This is a genomic window from Paraburkholderia hiiakae (genome assembly GCF_904848665.1).
Taxonomy (GTDB): domain Bacteria; phylum Pseudomonadota; class Gammaproteobacteria; order Burkholderiales; family Burkholderiaceae; genus Paraburkholderia; species Paraburkholderia hiiakae.
This window is the reverse complement of sequence record NZ_CAJHCQ010000017.1, coordinates 18,504-37,345: the sequence shown is the minus strand read 5'-3', so window position 1 is coordinate 37,345 and position 18,842 is coordinate 18,504. Positions and strand designations below refer to the sequence as shown.

Here is an 18,842-nt window from a genome sequence, read left to right as displayed (position 1 = left end):
CGCTTTTTTGACTACCTGCACGGCCCTCTGAGGCGCCGTACGCATTGACACGACACATCGCCGCAGCCGGTTTCACTCGTCGCAGAGAAAGCGGGTTGTTCCCTTCATTTGGAGTACTGATGCAGATTCAAGACCATAGCGCCGCGCATATTCACACGACCGTCACGGCAGCAGCAAACATAGCCGACGACTGGGCCCAGTCATCCGCTCACACGCGCGCGACGCTGTTGCGCGCGCTGGCCCGCGCGCTCGACGCTGAGCGCGATGCGCTCGTGCGAACCGCCGATGAGGAAACGTCGCTCGGCAGCGCGCGACTCAATGGCGAAATCGACCGTACGCGCTTTCAGCTGAACGGCTTCGCCGATTACGTCGATGCAGGCCACGCGCTCGCCCTGACCGACGACCCGGCGATTGCCGAGGCGCCGCCCGCCGGGCGTCCTCACCTGAGCCGCGTGCGTATTCCGCTCGGCCCGGTTGCGATGTTCTCCGCCAGCAACTTTCCGTTCGCGTTTTCGGTGCTCGGTGGCGACACCGCATCCGCGCTAGCGGCGGGCTGCCCTGTCGTGGTCAAGGCCCATCCGGGTCACCCGAAGCTCTCGCGCAAGGTGTACGAACTCGCGCGCGCGGTCATCGCCGGGCAAGGACTCCCCGTCGCGCTGTTAGGCATGGTGGAGGGCGCGGGCATCGAGGTGGGCACTGAACTGGTCAATCATCCCGACATCGCGGCCGTGGCGTTCACCGGCTCGTTCAAGGGCGGCGCGGCGCTGTGGCGCCTCGCAAATGCTCGGGCACGGCCGATTCCGTTCTACGGCGAACTGGGCTCGATCAACCCCGTCGTCGCGCTGCCAGCCGCGCTCGCCACTCAGGCGCAAGCGCTCGCGCAAACGCTCGCTGCGTCGATCGAATTCGGCTGCGGCCAGGTGTGCACGAGCCCGGGCCTCGTCGTTCTGTTCGAAGGCGGGCATGCGCAACGCTTCGAAGATACCCTGCGCGACGAACTACGCGAAAAGCGGACACACCGCATGCTCACGCCCGCCATGAAGCGCAACTTCGACGCGGGCGCAACGCGCCTGCTCGGCACGCCCGGCGTGCAGACCCTGCTCGCCGGCAGTGCCGATCACGATGAAACGGCGCCGCCACGCCCCGTGCTCGCGCGCACGAGCGCGAAGCACTTTATCGCCACACCGGCGCTGCACGAAGAGATTTTCGGCCCCGCCTGCCTGATCGTGCGCGTGAGTTCGACCGATGAAATCGTCGACGTACTGGGCGCGATCGGCGGCAGCCTGACTGTGACGCTGTGGGGCGCGGGCGAGGACACGCCCGACGTGCGCCGCGTCGCACGCCGCGCCACGCAGATCGCGGGGCGCGTGCTCTTTAGCGGCGTGCCGACGGGTGTGGCCGTGACACGCAGTCAGCAGCATGGCGGTCCTTGGCCCGCTTCGACGCAACCCTTCACAACCTCGGTCGGCTACGAGGCGCTAGCGCGCTTCCTGCGGCCGGTCGCGCTGCAGAGCGCCCCCGCGTGGCTCAGCGCGCGAGCCGGACAGCCTTGCTGAGCACGCGCGACATGGCATTTGAAACCTGACTAACTGGACGAGCACGGCCGCCGCCAAACCTTCCAACGCAGCCGTGCGGCGACCGCGCTCCGTTCCCGAGATATCGCAAAGGAGGCGCTACGCCAATGGACACCTGTCAAGTCAAGCAGCCAGCAGCCGAGAATCCGTGGAGCATTCTGATACTGCTCTCACTCGGCCTGCTGATTTCGTTTGTCGATCGAACGAGCTTGTCCGCCGCGCTCGCGGACAAAGGTTTCGTGCATGAGTTTTCGCTGTCGAGCGTGCAGCGCGGCTGGCTCAATTCGGCCGTCTTCTGGTCCTATGGACTCGCACAGATGCCCATGGGCTGGCTCGTTGACCGCTACGGCGTGAAGCGGCCCTACTCGATCTGCTTCGTGATCTGGTGCCTCGCGGCAGCGGCCACCGGGCTCGTCACGACGCTTTCCGCGTTGATCGTCATGCGCCTGCTGATCGGTCTCGCCGAAGCCGTCGTCGTGCCCGCGACCTATCGCTACCTCGCGAACAACTTCGAGGAAACCCAGAAAGGCACCGCGCTAGGCATCTTTTCCATCGGCGGCAAGATGGGCCCCGCGCTCGGCGCGCCCATCGCGGCATGGATGATCGTCGCGTATTCGTGGAAGGCGATGTTCGTCGTGACAGGGCTCATCGGCCTCGTCTGGATGGTGCCCTGGCTCCTCATGGTCAGGAACGACTACCCTTCGCGCGACGAGCTGAAGGCGGCCGTGAGGCGCGCTTCGTCCGTCCCGCTCAGAAATCTGCTCGCGAGCCCCGTGGTTTGGGGCGGCCTCATCAACAACTTCTGCTACAGCTATTTCGCGTTCTATTGCATGACCTGGATGCCGGCCTATCTGGTCGAGCAGCGCGGCCTCTCGCTGGAAAAGTCCGGCGTCTATACGTTTTTCAGTTTCGCCGGCATCGCGATCGTCGCCGCGCTCGCAGGTTGGTTGGCAGACCGTATGATTGCGCGCGGCAAAGACGCCGTACTCGTGCGCAAAGCGTTTATCGTCGCTGGATTTATTGGCGGCACGACGGTGCTGCTCGGTGCATACGCACAATCGCCTGGCATGGCGCTCTTCTGGAACGTGCTCTCGCTCTCGCTCCTTGGCCTCGCGACCGCCAACAATCTGGCGCTATGCAAGCTCACGCTGATTCCGAAGCCCGCGGTCGGATTGAACACCGGGCTGCAGCAGGTCGCCACCAGTCTCGCGGGCGGTGTTTCCGCCAGCCTGTCTGGCTGGTTGCTCTATCTTGGCAAAGGCAATTACACATTTGCCATGATGGCCGTCTTCGTGTTCCTGCTGCTGGGGGCGACTAGCACGATGGTGCTGATGCAGCGGAAGTGGGCGCCCAGGGTCATTAACCTTGTTGCTGCCGAATAAAAAAAGCACCGCGCCCAAGCGCGGTGCCTTTGCCGTTTCGCCCTGCCCGGGCGGCGTTACTGCCTGGGAATATAGAGCGGCATCGAATCCTCCCAGAGCGTGTCGGTGATCGCATGCCGATCGCTGCCGTCCACATTCATCACCCAGTTCTGGCCGTCGGGCTGGAACGTATCGTCATAGAGCGAAAGCTCGTCGCGGAAACCATATTCGCCGGAGCTGTACGCAATGCGGCCGTCCCAGGTCCAGGTCGCGTGGGCCTGGTTCGAACCCTGGGGAGTCAGACGCTGCGCGTCCGAACCGTCCGGATTGATCGTATACACATCGTAGTGGAACTTGTTGGGGTCGTTCGGATTGACCTCCTTGCGCGTGAACACGATCTTCTTGCCGTCCGGCGACCAGCCGGGCAGATTGTCCGGCTCGGTGGTCAGGACCGTGGTCTTGTGCGTCTCGACGTCGAGAATTCGCAGCCCCTTGTCCGTATCGCTCCACACGCGGTAGACGATTCTCGTACCTTCCGGCGAATAGCTCGGGAAGCCCGCGTTCTCTTTGCCGTCGGTCAGAATCTCCGGCTTGCCGTTCATGCTGCCGTCGGCCTTGATCCGCATGATCTGGCCCGGCATGTGAGCGCGCGTGAAAAACCAGCCGCCCACGCCGAAGGCCACCCATTGCTTGTCCGGCGACCAGGTCGGCTGGAATGCGCCGGCCAGCCCCGTCTTGATCATCTTCGGATCGAGGCCGCTGGTAGCCGGATCGTAGATATGGCGCGCATCGCTGAAATCGGTATTCGCCACCACGATCGACGAGCCGACCGCCTTTTCCGTGTACACGAGCGACTTGCCGTCGCGCGAGAGTTGCGGGAACACATCGACGAAACGATAGTTCCATTGCGGGTCGAAACTGTAGAGCGGCGTGCCGTTCGGGTGGAACGGCTTACCGTACACCACCTTTTCGTAGACGACCTTCTTGCCGTCGGCGGAGTAATGCGGCGAGCGAATGCCGCTTCCCGCCGTAACACGCGACTCACCACCCGTCGTATAGAGGCCTTCCTGCTCGCCGTTCTTGATGTGATACGCGACGTCGGTCGCGCCCACGTATTGCGGGAACACCTTGAATCCCGGCGTGCTCGTCAGATCCTTGCGCTCGCCGGTGGCCACATCGACCTGCACGATCTGCGAACTGACCTTGCCGATCGCCTCGGGACGGTGCGCCCCCCAGGTCGATTCGACCGGCGTTTCGTAGAACACCACGTTCTTACCGTCCGCCGACCACGACGGCGAGCCCTCGGCGAAGCCTGCGCGCGCGGTAATCTGCTTGAAGCCCGTGCCGTCCGGATGAATCTCGTAGATGCTGCTTTCCTGGGTGCGCTCCCAGCCAACCGGCAGGTTGTGGCCGCGCCAGTCGGTACCGATATCGGACGACAGCGCAATCCACTTGCCATCCGGCGACCACGAAGGCCGGAAGAAACTGTGCGGCTTGCTGGGGTCGAACTTGATATCGCCGGTCACGTTATGCAGCGCGCCGGTCTTGATGTTGAGCGTCCAGATGTTGGTCGTGCCATAGCTGGACTTGCCACGACGCGACGACACGAACGCGATCACATTCGGATCGGCCGGATTGTAGACCGCGCCATCGCTGATGCCGACCCAGTCCGTCAAGCGTTGCAGCCCCGTGCCGTCCACACGCACGCGGTAGAGGCTCGCGTGACCGAGACCGTCGCGCTCCGAGGTGAATACGATCCATTTGCCGTCCGGCGAGAAGGACCCGTGATAGTCGAAACCATCGGACGGGATTAGCCGGCGCTCGTCGCTGCCGTCGGCATTGGCGACATAGAGTTCCGAAGTTGTCGGGCCGATGCGATAAATCAGCAAGTCGCCCTTGGTCGCAGTCTCAGCGCCCGCTCCCGGCACGAACGCGGCGACGGCGGCAAGGGTGAGGCAGGACAGGATGCTCTTTTTCATCTGAAGCGAGGGACGCACAATACTAGTCTCCAATTTTTATTTGCATCACAGCAATCTTTAAACCGCCGGTCCGGCATCGCGGCCGACGCACACTAACATCAACTGATCGACTGCGATCAACCGAGACTGCCGGTTATATCGTCGAATAGTTCATCCACGGAAAGCCGGTGCGGAATGATCTTCTGGTCGAGCGCCCAGTCGACTGCGAGCTGGATGCCCTTGCGGTTCGCTTCGAGCCCGATCGGCGGGAACACGGCCGGCACGCCGCCTTCCGTCTGCGCGCGGCTTTCCACGATCATGCGGTAAATCTCCCGCACGACGTCCGGACGCTCCTTCGACACCCGCTCGTGCACGACGAACATATGGTTGATCGGCACCACGCCTTCGCGCGCGAACCAGTTCTTCGCCGCCGCCTGCGCGTCGGGCACGAGCGTGCGCACGCGCGGGTCCTTCGGCATGTCCTCGCCAAGGAGCGCCGCGGCGAGCTCGCCGTCGAGCATCATCTGCGGAATCGACGAACCTGCGGGCAAACGCCGGCAGTTGTTCGGATCGCTGTATTCGGCGAGGTGGCCGTCGCCGAGCGTCATCCACGTGACCTTGTCGAGATCGACGCCATATTCGTGGCGCAAGATGCCGCGAATCCAGAGCGCCGTCGTCTGGCTATAGGTCCGCACGCCGACCTTCTTGCCCTCGATGTCCTTGGGGTCGAGATGCCCGAAGTCGATATTGAAGCCCGCGCAATGATGCTGGAAGCGGCCGGAGATCGGCGCAGGCAGCAGCACGTAGGGCTTGCCGTAAGCCTTGGCCTGCAAGAACGTGACGATCGCGAGCTCGCCCGCGTCGAAGGCGTTCTCGCGCACCATCGCTTTGAACCCGTTGTGGGCGGGCGTGGGCCCGCAAAAGTCGAGCGTGACGAGATCCGATTTTACCCGGCCGTCCCGCATGGCCTTTGTTACCGCATATTCGGCCAGATTGGTGCGCAGCGTCGGCACCCCGGTCAGCGTAGTCATTGATGCCACTCCTTGTGCATGATTGGCTGCTATTGCTTGCCCTGTTTCATCAGGATTACAGACGAACTTCGATCAGGCACGGACCCGGTTCGCGCACCGAGTCGGCCATCGCCTTGTGGAACGCCTCGGCCGTGTCCACCGCGACCGAGCGCACGCCCATGCTTTTGGCCATTGCCTGCCAGTCGATACGCGGACGATCGATGTCGATCATGGAGAGCGCGCGCTCGCCCGGCGTGCCCGCGCCCATGTTCGCGTACTCGGCCTTGAGAATCGCGTAACTGTTGTTCGCGAAGATGATCGTCGTGACGTTCAGGTTCTCGCGCGCCTGGGTCCACAGCGACTGGATCGTGTACATCGCGCTGCCGTCGCCGACCATGCAGAACACGCGCCGGTCGGGGCACGCGAGCGCAGCACCGGTGGCCACAGGCGTTGCATAGCCGATCGAGCCGCCCATGTTGTTGATGAGGTCGTGGGGCGCGGCGCCCATCGTGTAGCCCATCGTTTCGCGGCCCGTCGTGAGCGATTCGTCGACCACGATGCAGTTCTCGGGCAATGCAGCGGCGAGCGCATGCGCGATGCTCACTGGATTGAGCGCGCCGGTCGGCGCGGCTGTTTCGACGCGCGGCTGCACAAACGGCGCCGTCGCGTTGGCGCCGAGCGCTTCGAGCAGCATCTCGAACGCCAGCGCGCTGTCCTCGTCGGCCTCGACGAGGGGATGCACGAGCGTGCCTTCCTCCTTGAGCAGACTCGGCTTGTCGGGATAACTGAAGAATGCGACTGGCTCGCTCGTCTCGACAGTAATGATGTGCTTGAAGTCCTTCAAGAACGCGCGCGCGGGCGCTACCGCATACGGAATGCGCGCGAGCGGCACGCGCCCGGCACCACGCTCGATGCGCGCCGTGAAGAAGTGCGAGCCCAGGCGCGCGCCAGTGGCAGCCGCCACCTTGCCCGCGCGTTCGAGCGCGAGACCCCGCGTTGCCTTGTTGCCGAGAATGATCAGCGCGGGTTCGCCCGAGCGCAGCACACGCGCCACGTGCTCGACTCGCGCGGCATCGGGCGTCCGGCGCGCGGCCGCTTCGCGCTGCGGCATGACCGTCGTGCCGGCTTCGCGCCACGACGTGTCGCCGGGCAGGATCAGCGTCGCGATCTGGCCCGGATGCTCCGAGGCCTTGTCGACGGCTTTCGCGGCGTCCCATGCGATCGCGCTCGCGGAGTCGGCGCGGCGCACCCAGTGGCTCAGCGGCCGCGCGAGTCCTTCGATATCCGAAGTCAGCGGCGGATCGTACTTCAAATGCGAGGTCGAATGTTCGCCGATGATGTTGACCATGCCCGACGACGCGCGCTTCGCGTTATGGATGTTCGCGAGCCCGTTGGCGAGACCCGGCCCCAGATGCAGCAGCGTGGAGGCCGGCGTGTCCTTCATGCGATACCAGCCGTCCGCGGCGCCCGTCGCCACGCCCTCGAAGAGGCACAGCACGCTACGCATCTTCGGGTTTTCGAGCGCGGCGAGAAAGTGCATTTCCGACGTGCCCGGATTGGCGAAACAGATGTCGACGCCCCGATCGACGAGCGTAGCAACGAGGCTTTCTGCACCGTTCATTTAGTACCCTGCCATCTCGCGCGCGAGGCCCACGACGCCGTAGCTGCGCTGCGGCGCCGACATCAGCATGCGATACCCTTCCTCGATCAGGCGCTTGTGATTCTTGGCCGTCACGTGCGGATGGCCGACCACGACGTTGTGCTTGTGGCAGGTCTCGACGATCTTGCGCATCGCGTCGATCACGATGGGGTTTTCGTAGTCGCGCGGGCAGCCCAGTTCCTGGCTCAGGTCGCCTTCGCCGATCAGGATGAAGCCGATGCCCGGCACATTCGCGAGAATGTCGTCCAGGTTCTCGATCGCCTGGGTGCTCTCGCACATCAGCCCGACGAGAATTTCGCCCTGTGGCGCAAGCGGCCACACATCGGCCTTCTTGTAGTAGTCGGCCATCGTCAAGCCCCAGTAGCGCGAGGCGTTGGCCGGGCCGTCGCCGCGCACGCCCTTCGGTTCGTAGAGCGACGCGCCCTTCGGACGCGCATAACGACACGAGGCCACGGCGTTATAGGCTTGCTCGACCGTTGCGACATGCGGCCAGATCACGCCGTAAGCGCCGCGATCGAGCACCTGCTTGGCAAACGACTGGTTCATTTCCACGCCGTTGGCGGGAATGCGCGCGATCGGCGTCACGCGCGGGGCGACCGAGCCCGACTCGGCAATCTGCTTGCGGCTCAGCATGTATTGCAGCGCGTCGCCGAGCGCAGCCACGTCATAGGGGTTGTGCTCCATCTCGAAGACAATGCCTTCATACGGGGCGTCGCTCATTTCGATGGCGTTTTGCTTGTCGAGCTTCGAGAAGGCGGTGAAGGCCGGCTTGCCGGATTCGAATGCGCGAATGATGCTGTTCAGACGGGTGTCGCTCATAATCTTTTCTCTCGTTGAATTGGGTCGAATCCGGCTCAGTCGGCTTTCCAGTACATGAAGCCCATGCCCTCGCCGGTTCCAGCGGGCGTGCGCCAGCACGGCACGTAGTCGACAAGCGTCATCTCGGCGCCGGTTTGCTGCAGCGCCTTCATCACGCTCGCATAGAGCTTGATTTCCGAGGTGCCCGACTGGTAGGAGCGGTCGTCCACGGCGGCGAGGCCGTCGTAGTCGTACTCGGCCAGCATTTTCATGATGCGGTGATCGAATTCTTCGTCGTTGACGAAATGAGACAGACCGCCTGACGCGAAGATGCCGACACGCACGTCCTCGGGCCACGCCTCTATCGCATCGCGCAGCACTTCGCCGAACTCGATGCAGCGCGGCATGGAGGGCTGTGTCGGCGGATAGAAGCAGTTCATGATGACCGGCACATGCGGCGGCGGATTGTCGCCCATGATCTGGTGATAGACGAAGCTATAGGCGTGCGGCACCACCGGGTACTCGGGCAACGGCTTCATCCACACGTTATCGGGCCACGCGAACAGGTCCGTCAGGTCGAAGCCTTCGTTCTGGAAACGCTCGACCAGATACTTCGCGAGCTTTGGGTGGCACTTGTGCGTGACGTGATGGTCAGGCGCGTAGACTGCGCGCTGCGGCGGCCCGTTGTGGACTTCCTCACCGGTGTAGATTGCGATCGACGGCGAGAAGTCGGTGAAGATTTCCTTCTGGTCTTTGCCGAGGATGATCGCGACATCGATGCGGGCTTCGCGGTAGGCGGCGGCCATCTTGTCGAGCGCCGCACGGCAGCGGGCGGCGCGCGCGGTGCGCTCCTCCATCGTCAGGAAGGGTTCGAACGCCGCCTGGCGATGCGCTTCGAGCTCCGGATAGGTCCACGTGCGATTGCGGAACCACAGTTCCGGGTTGTTCCGGTCCCGCTCGCCGTTCTTTAGCCAGTCCTCAGGCGCCTGCCCGAGCATGCCGCTGTGCGGCACCGCCATTCCGAATACGATCTTCGCCATGTGTGATTTCCAGTCAATTACTACCGGCCGTGCCGGTTGCCTAAAATTGGGTGCGTCCTGAAGCTTGTTGAGAGCGCCGTGACGGGTCGCTTCGACCGCTCACAACGCCTGCTAATTAATTCGGAATACAGATCAAATCGGACAGATGCTTCGATTTCACTCGTCTTCGATTTCCCGATGCGGCCGGTGTCCAGGCCGCATCGGAGTGTTCAGGCCTCCTGAAGCGACGCTTTCGGGTCGGAGACCTTCGGCGCCCATTCCGGACGGAACAGCACCGCGGTCGCCGTCGCACCGATGAGCAGGAAGACGAGAATCACCATCATCGGCAGTACGTAGTTGTGGCTCACGTGCAGCAACCAGCCCGAGAGGCTCGCGGCAACGCCACCCGCAAGGCTCGTCGCGACCTGCTGCACGCCGGTCACGAGGCCGATTGCCTGTTTTGGAATCAGCGTGAGACGCGAGAGCACGAGGTTGTTCGCCGTCGTCAAGCCGAGCAGCGAGAGCGACAGCACGTTCCAGAACAGCGCGCCTTCGAGCGAATGGGCATACGCACCGAGCAGCACCGTGCAACCGCCCACGAAGCCCGCGATCGTGAACGACTTGCGCACGAGGATCGCGTTGTAGCCCGCCGCGACGATCCGGTCTGCCGCCCATCCCGCCACGGCCGCGACGATTGCGATGCCGGCGAAGCTGAAGAACGTATAGACACCCGAGCGCTCGAGCGACAGGCCACGCTGCTCGACCAGATAAGAGGGCATCCATGTCATGCAGTAGAACGTAAAGTAGCCGTAGCAAAAATTCGTGATCATGCCGCCCCAGACAACCGGGCTCGACAGGATGCTCGAGAGCGACACTGTGCGGGCGTTGCTGCTCGCTTTCTTCAGGGCGGCGCGCGACGGGAAGTCGTTACGCACCAGCAGCAGCCACGGCACGAGCCAGAGGAGACCGACCAGCCCCGTCACGATGAACATCATCTGCCACGAATAGTTGACGATGAACCAGGCACCGACCGGCGCGCCGAATGCCGGACCGAACTTGTTGCCCATGGCGAGGATGCCCACGGCGAGCCCGTTCTGGCTTTCGTCGAAGTTGTTGCGAATCCAACGATAGCTCGCCGGAATCACGATCGCCTCGGTCACGCCGACAATCAGGCGCATCAGGATCAGACTTTCGAGCGCCGTGACTGCACCCATCAGCGTCGTGGCAATACACCAGAGCGCAAAGCAGACTGCATAGGGCCATTTCACACCGTAGCGATCCGCTACCCAGCCCATCGGCACCTGGAACACGCCATAGGACCAGAAGAACGCCGCGTTGATCCAGCCGCGATCGACGCTGCTCAGATCGAATCCGTGAATGAAGCCCGGGTCCGCCAGCGCGCTGGAAATGCTCGTGCGGTCGACGAACGAAATCAGGACGCCGAGTGCCAGAAGCGCGAGGACGCTCCATCGGCCTGCCGTCGCATTTCGCTCTGGTTGAGTTGTCTCCATCTGCTTCTTCTTTCTCGATCAAACTCTCTGTTACCCGGCCACCGCGGCACACGCATGCGCCGCGGTGGCTGCCCGGATGTCTCGCCTCAGGCCAGCGCCGGATAAAGCGCGAGCGCCGTCTTGCCGAAGATCCACTCGCGGTCCTGCTCGCTCAAGCTTTGCAGCCCGGCCTGCGCCGTCGCGAGAATCTCCGAGAGCTTGCCCGGCGAGGTCGGGAAATTCGACCCCCATGCCATGCGCTTCGCACCGAACGCCTCGACCACGCGCGGGAAGAACGTCTCTGCGCTCGCCTTCTCCTTCTTCACGTCGCCGAAAATGCGCGGCGTGAGTTTCAGGTAGATGTTCTCGAGCGATGCGAGCTCGAACAGGCTCTGCGCCTTCGCGTACGGCGCGCCGTCCGCGACTTCGGGACGGCCGAGGTGATCCAGAATGATACGCACAGACGGGAAGCGGCGGGCGAGCGTCGTGATCTGCGGCAGGCCGACCGGGCCGGTCTGGATGCACATCGGCAAATCGAGTTCGGCGCACAACTCCCAGGCGGGGAACGAGCGCACGTCGTCGAGCTCGCTCGGATCGAACTCCTTGGTGCTGCCGCCCGTGAACAGACGCAGGCCGGCGAGACCACGCTCGGTCCACTCACGGATGCGCTGCGGCGCATCCGGTTGCAGCACGTCCACCGAGCCGACCGCGACGAGCCGGTGGGCGTACTTCGCGCATCCGTCCACGACATAGCTGTTGTCGAAACCGTAGGTGGTCGACGAATGCACCACCGCGGCCTTGGCGACGCCCGCCTCGTCCATCGCGGCGATCAGCGTTTCGACCGTGGTCGGACGCTCTTTCGACCACTCCGAGCGCTTGCCGAACAGCGGCGCGGGCGGATAGCGCGTTTCGTCGTCCGAGATGATGTGAGGATGAATATCAACGATTTGAGAAGCCATGCGTGCCTCTGTACTTGTATGTTGCTGCGCGGCTCGCGCCGCGCTGGTTAATCACGCTCAGTTGCCGCGCGCCTTCAGGCGGGCGTCGAGGCGCGGATACACGCGGCGTGCGTTGCCCTCGAAGATCTTGTAGCGGTCTTCGTCGGTGAGCGCCGGGCACGCGTCGATATAGCGCTTCGTGTCGTCGAAGTACTGGCCCGTGATCGGGTCCTTGCCGCGCACAGCGCCGATCATTTCGGAGCCGAACAGCACGTTGTCTGACGGGATCACCTTCGTGAGCAACTCGACACCGGGTTGGTGATAAACACACGAGTCGAAGAAAATATTGTTCAGCAGTCCTTCAAGCGGCCGCTCGCGCATTTCCAGCGACATGCCGCGATAGCGGCCCCAGTGATAAGGCACCGCGCCGCCACCGTGCGGAATCACGAGACGCAGCGTCGGGAAGTCCTTGAACAGGTCCGACTGCAGGATCTGCATGAAAACCGAAGTGTCCGCATTCAGATAATGCGCGCCCGTGCCGTGAAAGCACGGATTGCACGAGGCGGCCACATGGATCATCGCGGGCACGTCGAGATCGACGAGCGCTTCGTAAAGCGGATACCACTCGCGATCGGTCACCGGCGTGCCGGTCCAGAAGCCGCCCGACGGGTCCGGATTGAGGTTGCAGCCGACGAAGCCCATCTCCTCCACACAGCGGCGCAGCTCGGCCACGCTGTTCTTCGGCGCGACGCCCGGCGACTGCGGCAACTGGCACACCGGCGCGAAGTTATCCGGGTAGAGCTCGGTCACGCGGTACACGAGGTTGTTCGACACTTCGGCCCATTCCAGGCTCGTGCGTTCGTTGCCGAGGTGATGGCTCATCAGGCCTGCGATCGGCGAGAAAAGCGTGAGGTCGCTGCCGCGCTCGCGTTGCAGTTTGAGCTGGCCGTTGCCGATCGCGTCGCGAATCTGGTCGTCGCTCACATGGGCGCCGTCGAGCGACGGCACGTTGGCCGGGTCGTTGGCAAATTCAACCTGCTTCGCGCGCCAGTTGCGAAACGATGCAGGCACGGTCGTGAAGTGGCCGTGGCAATCGATAATCATGATGTCTCCGTTCGTATCAGCGGGCCAGCGGGTCGACGAAAAGCTCGTCGATTGCCATGCGGCGCGGCGTGAGGCCCTGCTTGAACGCGGTCTGCTCGAGCGCCTCGATCGTCTTCAGGTTTTCCGCGAGACCGTACGGCAGCGGGTCGTCGCCGACGATCTTGCGCAGCGCGAGATACTTCTTGTCGCCTGCGGTCGTCGCTTCACCCGCGTCGAGACGGGCGAGCCACTGCTTCTTCGCTTGCGCGAAGGCGTCGTAAATCGACTTCGCGATCCACGGATGCTCGGCGAGCACCGAGTCCTTCACGACGATCGTGCCGTGCATCGGGTAGATGCCGGTGCGCGCATAGTATTGCGCTTCGAGTTCGGCCGCGTTGGGCAGCAGATCGGGGTAGTCCGCCTCGACTTCCTTCCAGCCGCCCGTGGGGGCGCCGGTGCGGCCGATGCCGGCTGCGGCGGCAAAACCGCCCACCAGTTCGCCGCTCGCCATCATGTCCGCGAGCGACTTGCCGGCCGCTGCGTGAATCACGTTCGACGGCAGCTTGAGTTGCGTAACGTGCTCTTCGTCGTCGACGACCCAGGTCACCTTCGACGAATCGAGCCCGAACTCGTCGATCAGCACCTGGCGCGTCCACACGCCCGTCGTGACTGAGTAAGCGCGCACGCCAACCTTCTTGCCTTCGAGATCCTTCGGATGACGAATGCCAGCCTCCGGACGTACCAGCAGCCCGCTATGGTGGAAACGGCGCACCACGAAAATCGGCAGTGCGACGAATGGCGCGCCGTAAGCCCGGGCGATGATGTAGGTCGTCGGCGCCAGTTCGCACACGTCAAATTCGACGTCGCGCACCATGCGGCGGAACGCGCCGATTTGCGGTTGAACGGTGACGAATTCTGCATCCACGCCCTCGATGGGAATGGAACCATTGCGAATGGCCGACGTGTGCGGATGCTCAGCGATTGCGATCTTGAGCGGGACTTTCTTGGTCAACATCCTCTCCTTTGGATTGCGCGGCGCGGCTTACCTGACGTATTTCGCTGCGCCGGACGTATCGTCTCGATGGAGTGAGAATATGGGAGGCGGCCAGCGTCGTCCCTATACAAAACGCACATTCACTGGCACTTTTGTCGACGCCGGTCTGCTTGAAACCTGTTCGCTGGAAGACGTTCCGGCTCACACGCGCAACCGATGAACAGCCGACCACCGATACGCTCACGGCGCATGCGAGCGCCTGATTGCGCCCGGGAAAACCACGATTGCGCAAAGGCTCCGCACCACCCTTCAGTTCCCTTGCCGGACGCCGTAAACATGTCCTGAGCGTGTTCAGTGCTTCGCCGTCTCGCGCGCGAGGCCACCGCCGTTTTTCTGCAACATCGCCCCTCGCGTTCTGGAGCCATCCTCGTGTTTGCACGACTCTCTATCTCTGTTCGTCTGCGCATCGCGGTCGGGGTGCTGGCCTTGCTGATCGTGGCGGCCGGCGTTTCCGGCCTTGCGGGCATGTCGCGCACCAATACCGCGCTCGGCTATGCCTACTCGAACCAGCTCGCCGCCGCCATCAACGCTCGACCGCATCCTCCTGCACCCCGACGCGCCCGACGTGGCTGCGCGCCGGCAGCATCGCGCTGATCGTGCTCGGACTCGCCGTGGCGCTCGTGTGCGCCGTGGGCCTGCATCGCGCAATCGCAGCGCCGCTCGAAAACGTTCAGGGCGCGCTCCAGCGCATTGCGGACGGTGACCTGACCGCTAACCTCGAAACGCGTTCCAGCGATGAAATGGGCCGCCTCGTGACGAGCCTGAAGGCGATGCAGGATGCGCTCGCGCACACGGTGCGCAAGGTGAGCCATAGCTCCGAGTCCATTTCCACGGCGACACGGCAGATCGCCGCCGGCAACGACGACCTTTCGCAGCGCACCGAGGAACAGGCGGCCTCGCTGCAGGAAACGGCCGCGAGCATGGAGCAGCTCACGGCCACCGTGAAGCAGAACGCCGAGAACGCGCGCAGCGCGCAAACACTCGCCAACAGCGCGCAGGACGTCGCCGATCGCGGCTCGCAGGTCGTGAGCAACGCCGTGCAGACGATGGAGCGCATCGACGGCAGCTCGCAGAAGATCGCCGACATCACCGGCATCATCGAAGGCATTGCTTTCCAGACCAATATTCTCGCGCTCAATGCGGCGGTGGAAGCCGCGCGCGCGGGCGAACAAGGCCGCGGCTTCGCCGTTGTCGCGAGCGAAGTGCGCTCGCTTGCGCAGCGTTCGGCGGCGGCCGCGAAAGAGATCAAGACGCTGATCGCCGAATCGGTCGAACACGTATCCTCGGGCTCGGAGTATGTGCGCTCGGCCGGCGAGACGATGAACGAGATTGGCGAGTCCATCGGTCGTGTGACGACCATCATGCATGAGATCGCGAACGCGTCCGAAGAGCAGCGCGACGGCATCGAGCAGGTGAATCTCGCGGTCTCGCAGATGGACCAGGTCTCGCAGCAGAACGCTGCACTGGTGGAAGAAGCGGCCGCGGCCGCCATGGCGCTCAGCGAGCAGGCCGATGCGCTGCGCGATGCCGTTGGGGCGTTCAGGCTCGCGCGCTGAGCGCAACAGGCGCCAGCGGCGCTCGATCGAGGCGCTGCCGGCGAACCGGCCGCCTCAATTCGCCGCGTTGTTTAGCAAGATCATTGCGTGGATCGTTGAAAGCGCCTGCTGCCATGCGGCGGTGTCGCGCGTGGCGTCGCCGTTGTCAATGAGCGGTTCGAGCATCGAAAGCAGGTCCACTGAACGCGATGTTTCTCTCGGCGTGTTCACATCGGAAACGAGCGACCCTCGTTCGTACTTCGAATCACGCGTATTCTGCTCCGACGACTGGGTCAGCGTTGCATTCAACAGCACGCCGCGCGCCGTCGCCATCTGTACCGCGCTCCCGGCGCTATCGTCGATCCGCACGTAATCGTAGTTCTGCGAATTTTTTGACGACGTGAGGACAGGCTTGCCCCCACCCTGTAACGCCTGATGGTAGCTCGCGCTCAAATGCGATTGCTGGGTCTGCGAGATCTTGCCCTCGCGCGCCGAACCTTCGAGTTCGGTGCTTTGCGCAACCTGATACGAGAATGAATCGACTTCGCCTGGCCGCATGGGATTGGGCGAAGTGCTCGTATCCGTGATCGATGCGCTGAAATCGGCGAGACCCGTGAGCATGGCCTGATCCGATTGCTGCAGCGCAGGCGAGTACGCGGCTCCCGGCAACGTCTCGCCTGAAGGCGTGCCGTAGTCCTCGTTCATCTGCGCGAAGCCGTCTTCGAACATCGACATCAGCGCGGCATTGCCATGGCCGCGCGAATTCGCGTGGTCGAACTGCTGCAGATAGCTCGCGACGGAAGCCGCGCGCTGCGCGCTCGTTCCCCAAAGCGCGGAATGACTCGTGTCGACCTTGACGTTCATCGTGCCGGCGGCGCTCGTGACGCTCAGGCTTCGCGCCGAGCTGTCCTGCGCGTAGCTCGCCGAAATATTCTCGTCCCCGTCGCCAGTGACGGTGTAGTGAAAATTCACCGCAGCGAGCGCCGACGTGTCGAACTGCGCGAGGCCGCTCAGGTCGAGCTTGGGCGGCACGGCACTCAGGCCGTCGATGGCCTGCTGGAAACCGTCCGAGAGCTTCGCCAGCGCGTTGCGTTCGCTCTCGCTGAGCGCCCCGCTGCTCTTGATGCTCACCGAGAGGCCGCCATCTTCGCTGCCCAGTGCGATTTCGACCGTCACGCCGCTCTTCGTGCGAATCGTCAGGCCGATCTGGCCACTCGGGCTACCTGCGCCCTGTCCCACTGGCGCAAGGCCGGTTGTGGACGAGATGCTGATCGATTGTGCATAGTCGCTGCCCGTGGTCTTGAAACGATCGAGCAACGCGCTGCCAAGCCCGGCGAAATGGCCCGCCATCGTCTGCGCGGCGTAGTTGCCCATCATTCTGAGCGACACGGCGTCACTGTTCTCGCTCGCCCAGCTCAACACAGGCGCCGTGGCGGTGAGCGTGCCTTCCGGCGTATAGGTTTGAAGCACAGCCAGGCCGCTCGCCGAAGGAATCGTGACGATGGCCGAGGGCGACAGCGACGCGAGACTGGACACATCGGTGTCAGCCTCAGCGGTGGGATTCACGCGGCTCACGAGGGGCGTGAGCGCGAGGGTCGTGGCAGCATTCAGGGACGATAGCGTGGTCATGGCTCGATGCGTTCTTGTTCGCTCTTGTTATTCGCCAGGCAGTTCGCAAAAAGGCGCTGCACGCCAGCATGCCGGCGTGGCCAACTGCTTTACCGCTCTATCGTCACGCATTACGAAATCTTTAGGATGACCTTACATTTCACCCTGCGGCGACGTTCCTGCGCCTAGCCATGCGCGGCTCAGCTCGCGCAGGCCAGTTCCCGCGTCCGGCGGGACGCATCGAAGTTGCGGGCTTTCATGGCGGCCGCAGCGCAGCCACGCCTTTCCAGCCGCTCGGCCAGCAGCCAGCAAAACGCGTCCAGCGCGGCCCTGCCGTGCGTTGCAATGAATTCGTGCATGACTTCGTGCACGGCGCTTTCCTGTGTCGCTGCCGAAAGCATGCTGGAAATATGCGACGCACCGCGCGCAAGGTCGAGCGAATACGCCGCTTCGTAGTAGTACAGGCCGCCTTGACGCGGCTTTTTGTGGGTCTTCTTCATGTTTCCCCCGTTTGCCTGGATCTCGCAGGCGCCTGCATCTTTGCAGGTGGCGCATGACGCGGCAATGAATCGGCGGTGCCTGAAGCCAAATCTGTCGTTACGTCTCAAATACTTGTTGTTTTGTCTCACACGCGGCTTGCACGATTCGCGCGACTCATGCTCAACGCATCAAGGCCATCCAGTAGCGCCAGTCGTCGACCCCGGACTCTTTCGCGAGTTCGGTATCGCCATTGAGCGCCAGCATGCGTACCGCTCGCGGCGAGAGCCCAATCGAGCGGCGAAATGCGCGCGTGAAATTCGCGGCATCGGTGAATCCGTGCGCGACGGCGATATCGGCAATCGACATGCTGCGTCGCGCCGGGTCGGCGAGCATCGCGCGGCAGCGCCGCAAGCGGCGCTCGCGCACGTAGGTCGCGAAACCGCCCTCCTGCTCGAAGAGACGGTACAGCGTGGCGCGCGACATGCCGAATGCATGCGCAACCAGGTCCGCGTTGAGTTGCGGATCGGTCAGGCGCTTCTCCACATACCGGCATATCGATACGAACGCGCATTGCTGAAGCGCCGGCGTGTGTTCCGGGCTCACGCTCGCGTTGAGCGCGCTGGCCGCGAGTTGAAGCGTTGCAGGCATGACGGCCTGGGCGTTGGCGAGCGTCATCTGCGGGGCGTGCCGGTAGAGCGCGCCCAGATGCTCGCGGAGCAGCGCAACCGTGGGATCGGCGCCGCGAATCACACGCATGCTCTGCTGGTCGGGCGCAGTCAGCAATGGCGCGAGCAAGCGCCGTGGCACCGCCAGATTCAGGAACTCGCTTTGTGTGGTTTCGGTCGCGAGGGGTTGGGCCGCGTCCACGATGAACATGTCGCCCGGTTGCGTACACCCCTCCGGACCGCCGTCGCGCACCCGGCAATGGCCGCCTAGATAGAACTGCAGAACATATTGATCGTGGCCGTCACGCCCGATCTTGGCATTTGAGCGGTCGTAGCGCTGCGCGCCCGTGCGTATCGAGCCCAGCACCACGTCGCCGAACAGGTAGCCGCTCACAGTGGAGCCAAAGCCGGCATCGCGCGATTCGGCGGTCTGCGTGTCGAAGATGACGCTCACCGCCTCGCGCCACGCGGAGAACTGCTGGTCGCGAGGCAAGACGCTGGTATCGAACGCGGAATGAGGCAAGGAGTTTGGCGTTGGGCTCATGGGCCACCTTGGTATGCAAAACGACTACGTGATGGGGATCCTCCACTCGACTACTGCGCTATCGG

Annotated in this window: 15 protein-coding genes and 1 pseudogene; 4 read left to right on the top strand and 12 right to left on the bottom strand. The window is 63.6% G+C overall.

Annotated elements, in window-relative coordinates:
* Window positions 1-119: 119 nt before the first annotated feature.
* Window positions 120-1,556, top strand: coding sequence for an aldehyde dehydrogenase (NADP(+)) (locus tag JMY28_RS27390; RefSeq protein ID WP_201699037.1), 1,437 nt, complete (start codon window positions 120-122; stop codon window positions 1,554-1,556).
* Between the two features lie 125 nt (window positions 1,557-1,681).
* Complete coding sequence (locus JMY28_RS27385; protein WP_201699036.1) at window positions 1,682-2,956, top strand: MFS transporter; 1,275 nt, start codon at window positions 1,682-1,684, stop codon at window positions 2,954-2,956.
* A 56-nt stretch (window positions 2,957-3,012) separates the two neighbouring features.
* Here the strand turns inward: JMY28_RS27385 and JMY28_RS27380 are convergent, their stop codons facing one another.
* The 9 genes from JMY28_RS27380 to JMY28_RS27340 all read right to left on the bottom strand — a co-directional run bounded on the left by JMY28_RS27380 (window position 3,013) and on the right by JMY28_RS27340 (window position 13,906).
* Window positions 3,013-4,914: a hypothetical protein gene (locus JMY28_RS27380; protein ID WP_236597066.1), complete on the bottom strand. Its 1,902-nt coding sequence runs from the start codon at window positions 4,912-4,914 to the stop codon at window positions 3,013-3,015.
* A 116-nt stretch (window positions 4,915-5,030) separates the two neighbouring features.
* Window positions 5,031-5,924: a type 2 periplasmic-binding domain-containing protein gene (locus tag JMY28_RS27375; protein WP_201699035.1), complete on the bottom strand. Its 894-nt coding sequence runs from the start codon at window positions 5,922-5,924 to the stop codon at window positions 5,031-5,033.
* A gap of 55 nt (window positions 5,925-5,979) precedes the next feature.
* On the bottom strand, window positions 5,980-7,524 hold the full coding sequence (locus JMY28_RS27370; RefSeq protein ID WP_201699034.1) for an acetolactate synthase large subunit: 1,545 nt from the start codon (window positions 7,522-7,524) through the stop codon (window positions 5,980-5,982).
* A complete protein-coding gene (locus JMY28_RS27365) occupies window positions 7,525-8,382 on the bottom strand; it encodes an HpcH/HpaI aldolase family protein (RefSeq protein WP_201699033.1) in 858 nt (285 codons plus the stop codon).
* Window positions 8,383-8,417: 35 nt separating this feature from the next.
* Window positions 8,418-9,401, bottom strand: coding sequence for a DODA-type extradiol aromatic ring-opening family dioxygenase (locus JMY28_RS27360; RefSeq protein ID WP_201699032.1), 984 nt, complete (start codon window positions 9,399-9,401; stop codon window positions 8,418-8,420).
* Between the two features lie 209 nt (window positions 9,402-9,610).
* Window positions 9,611-10,891, bottom strand: coding sequence for an MFS transporter (locus JMY28_RS27355; protein ID WP_201699031.1), 1,281 nt, complete (start codon window positions 10,889-10,891; stop codon window positions 9,611-9,613).
* A gap of 86 nt (window positions 10,892-10,977) precedes the next feature.
* Entirely contained in the window at window positions 10,978-11,829 is an 852-nt protein-coding gene (locus JMY28_RS27350; RefSeq protein ID WP_201699030.1) for an amidohydrolase family protein, read from the bottom strand.
* A 57-nt stretch (window positions 11,830-11,886) separates the two neighbouring features.
* Complete coding sequence (locus JMY28_RS27345; RefSeq protein WP_201699029.1) at window positions 11,887-12,912, bottom strand: amidohydrolase family protein; 1,026 nt, start codon at window positions 12,910-12,912, stop codon at window positions 11,887-11,889.
* 16 nt (window positions 12,913-12,928) lie between these two features.
* The gene (locus JMY28_RS27340; protein WP_201699028.1) at window positions 12,929-13,906 is read right to left on the bottom strand and encodes a PhnD/SsuA/transferrin family substrate-binding protein; all 978 of its coding nucleotides are present in this window, start codon (window positions 13,904-13,906) and stop codon (window positions 12,929-12,931) included.
* Between the two features lie 333 nt (window positions 13,907-14,239).
* Here JMY28_RS27340 and JMY28_RS39565 point away from each other — a divergent pair, with 333 nt between their 5' ends.
* Both JMY28_RS39565 and JMY28_RS27335 read left to right on the top strand, forming a co-directional pair.
* The gene (locus JMY28_RS39565) at window positions 14,240-14,539 is read left to right on the top strand and encodes a Tar ligand binding domain-containing protein (RefSeq protein WP_407945550.1); all 300 of its coding nucleotides are present in this window, start codon (window positions 14,240-14,242) and stop codon (window positions 14,537-14,539) included.
* Window positions 14,512-15,501 (top strand): annotated as a pseudogene (locus JMY28_RS27335) (methyl-accepting chemotaxis protein); the annotation flags it as partial. The gene JMY28_RS39565 and the pseudogene JMY28_RS27335, both read left to right, overlap by 28 nt.
* A 54-nt stretch (window positions 15,502-15,555) precedes the next feature.
* Here the strand turns inward: JMY28_RS27335 and JMY28_RS27330 are convergent.
* The 3 genes from JMY28_RS27330 to JMY28_RS27320 all read right to left on the bottom strand — a co-directional run bounded on the left by JMY28_RS27330 (window position 15,556) and on the right by JMY28_RS27320 (window position 18,777).
* Window positions 15,556-17,109, bottom strand: a complete 1,554-nt coding sequence (locus tag JMY28_RS27330) for a hypothetical protein (RefSeq protein WP_201699026.1) — start codon at window positions 17,107-17,109, stop codon at window positions 15,556-15,558.
* A gap of 179 nt (window positions 17,110-17,288) precedes the next feature.
* Window positions 17,289-17,588 carry a hypothetical protein gene (locus tag JMY28_RS27325; RefSeq protein WP_201699025.1) on the bottom strand — a complete coding sequence of 100 codons (300 nt, stop codon included), beginning with the start codon at window positions 17,586-17,588 and terminating at the stop codon, window positions 17,289-17,291.
* Window positions 17,589-17,748: 160 nt separating this feature from the next.
* A complete protein-coding gene (locus JMY28_RS27320) occupies window positions 17,749-18,777 on the bottom strand; it encodes a helix-turn-helix domain-containing protein (RefSeq protein WP_201699024.1) in 1,029 nt (342 codons plus the stop codon).
* Between the last annotated feature and the right edge of the window lie 65 nt (window positions 18,778-18,842).

Bases quoted from the DNA above. Each gene is read 5' to 3' on its own strand.
- JMY28_RS27370 (WP_201699034.1), bottom strand. From the start codon at position 7,524: ATGAACGGTGCAGAAAGCCTCGTTGCTACGCTCGTCGATCGGGGCGTC.
- JMY28_RS27390 (WP_201699037.1), top strand. From the start codon at position 120: ATGCAGATTCAAGACCATAGCGCCGCGCATATTCACACGACCGTCACG.
- JMY28_RS27380 (WP_236597066.1), bottom strand. From the start codon at position 4,914: ATGAAAAAGAGCATCCTGTCCTGCCTCACCCTTGCCGCCGTCGCCGCG.
- JMY28_RS27320 (WP_201699024.1), bottom strand. From the start codon at position 18,777: ATGAGCCCAACGCCAAACTCCTTGCCTCATTCCGCGTTCGATACCAGC.
- JMY28_RS27365 (WP_201699033.1), bottom strand. From the start codon at position 8,382: ATGAGCGACACCCGTCTGAACAGCATCATTCGCGCATTCGAATCCGGC.
- JMY28_RS27330 (WP_201699026.1), bottom strand. From the start codon at position 17,109: ATGACCACGCTATCGTCCCTGAATGCTGCCACGACCCTCGCGCTCACG.
- JMY28_RS27350 (WP_201699030.1), bottom strand. From the start codon at position 11,829: ATGGCTTCTCAAATCGTTGATATTCATCCTCACATCATCTCGGACGAC.
- JMY28_RS27385 (WP_201699036.1), top strand. From the start codon at position 1,682: ATGGACACCTGTCAAGTCAAGCAGCCAGCAGCCGAGAATCCGTGGAGC.
- JMY28_RS27355 (WP_201699031.1), bottom strand. From the start codon at position 10,891: ATGGAGACAACTCAACCAGAGCGAAATGCGACGGCAGGCCGATGGAGC.
- JMY28_RS27325 (WP_201699025.1), bottom strand. From the start codon at position 17,588: ATGAAGAAGACCCACAAAAAGCCGCGTCAAGGCGGCCTGTACTACTAC.
- JMY28_RS27375 (WP_201699035.1), bottom strand. From the start codon at position 5,924: ATGACTACGCTGACCGGGGTGCCGACGCTGCGCACCAATCTGGCCGAA.
- JMY28_RS27360 (WP_201699032.1), bottom strand. From the start codon at position 9,401: ATGGCGAAGATCGTATTCGGAATGGCGGTGCCGCACAGCGGCATGCTC.
- JMY28_RS27345 (WP_201699029.1), bottom strand. From the start codon at position 12,912: ATGATTATCGATTGCCACGGCCACTTCACGACCGTGCCTGCATCGTTT.
- JMY28_RS27340 (WP_201699028.1), bottom strand. From the start codon at position 13,906: ATGTTGACCAAGAAAGTCCCGCTCAAGATCGCAATCGCTGAGCATCCG.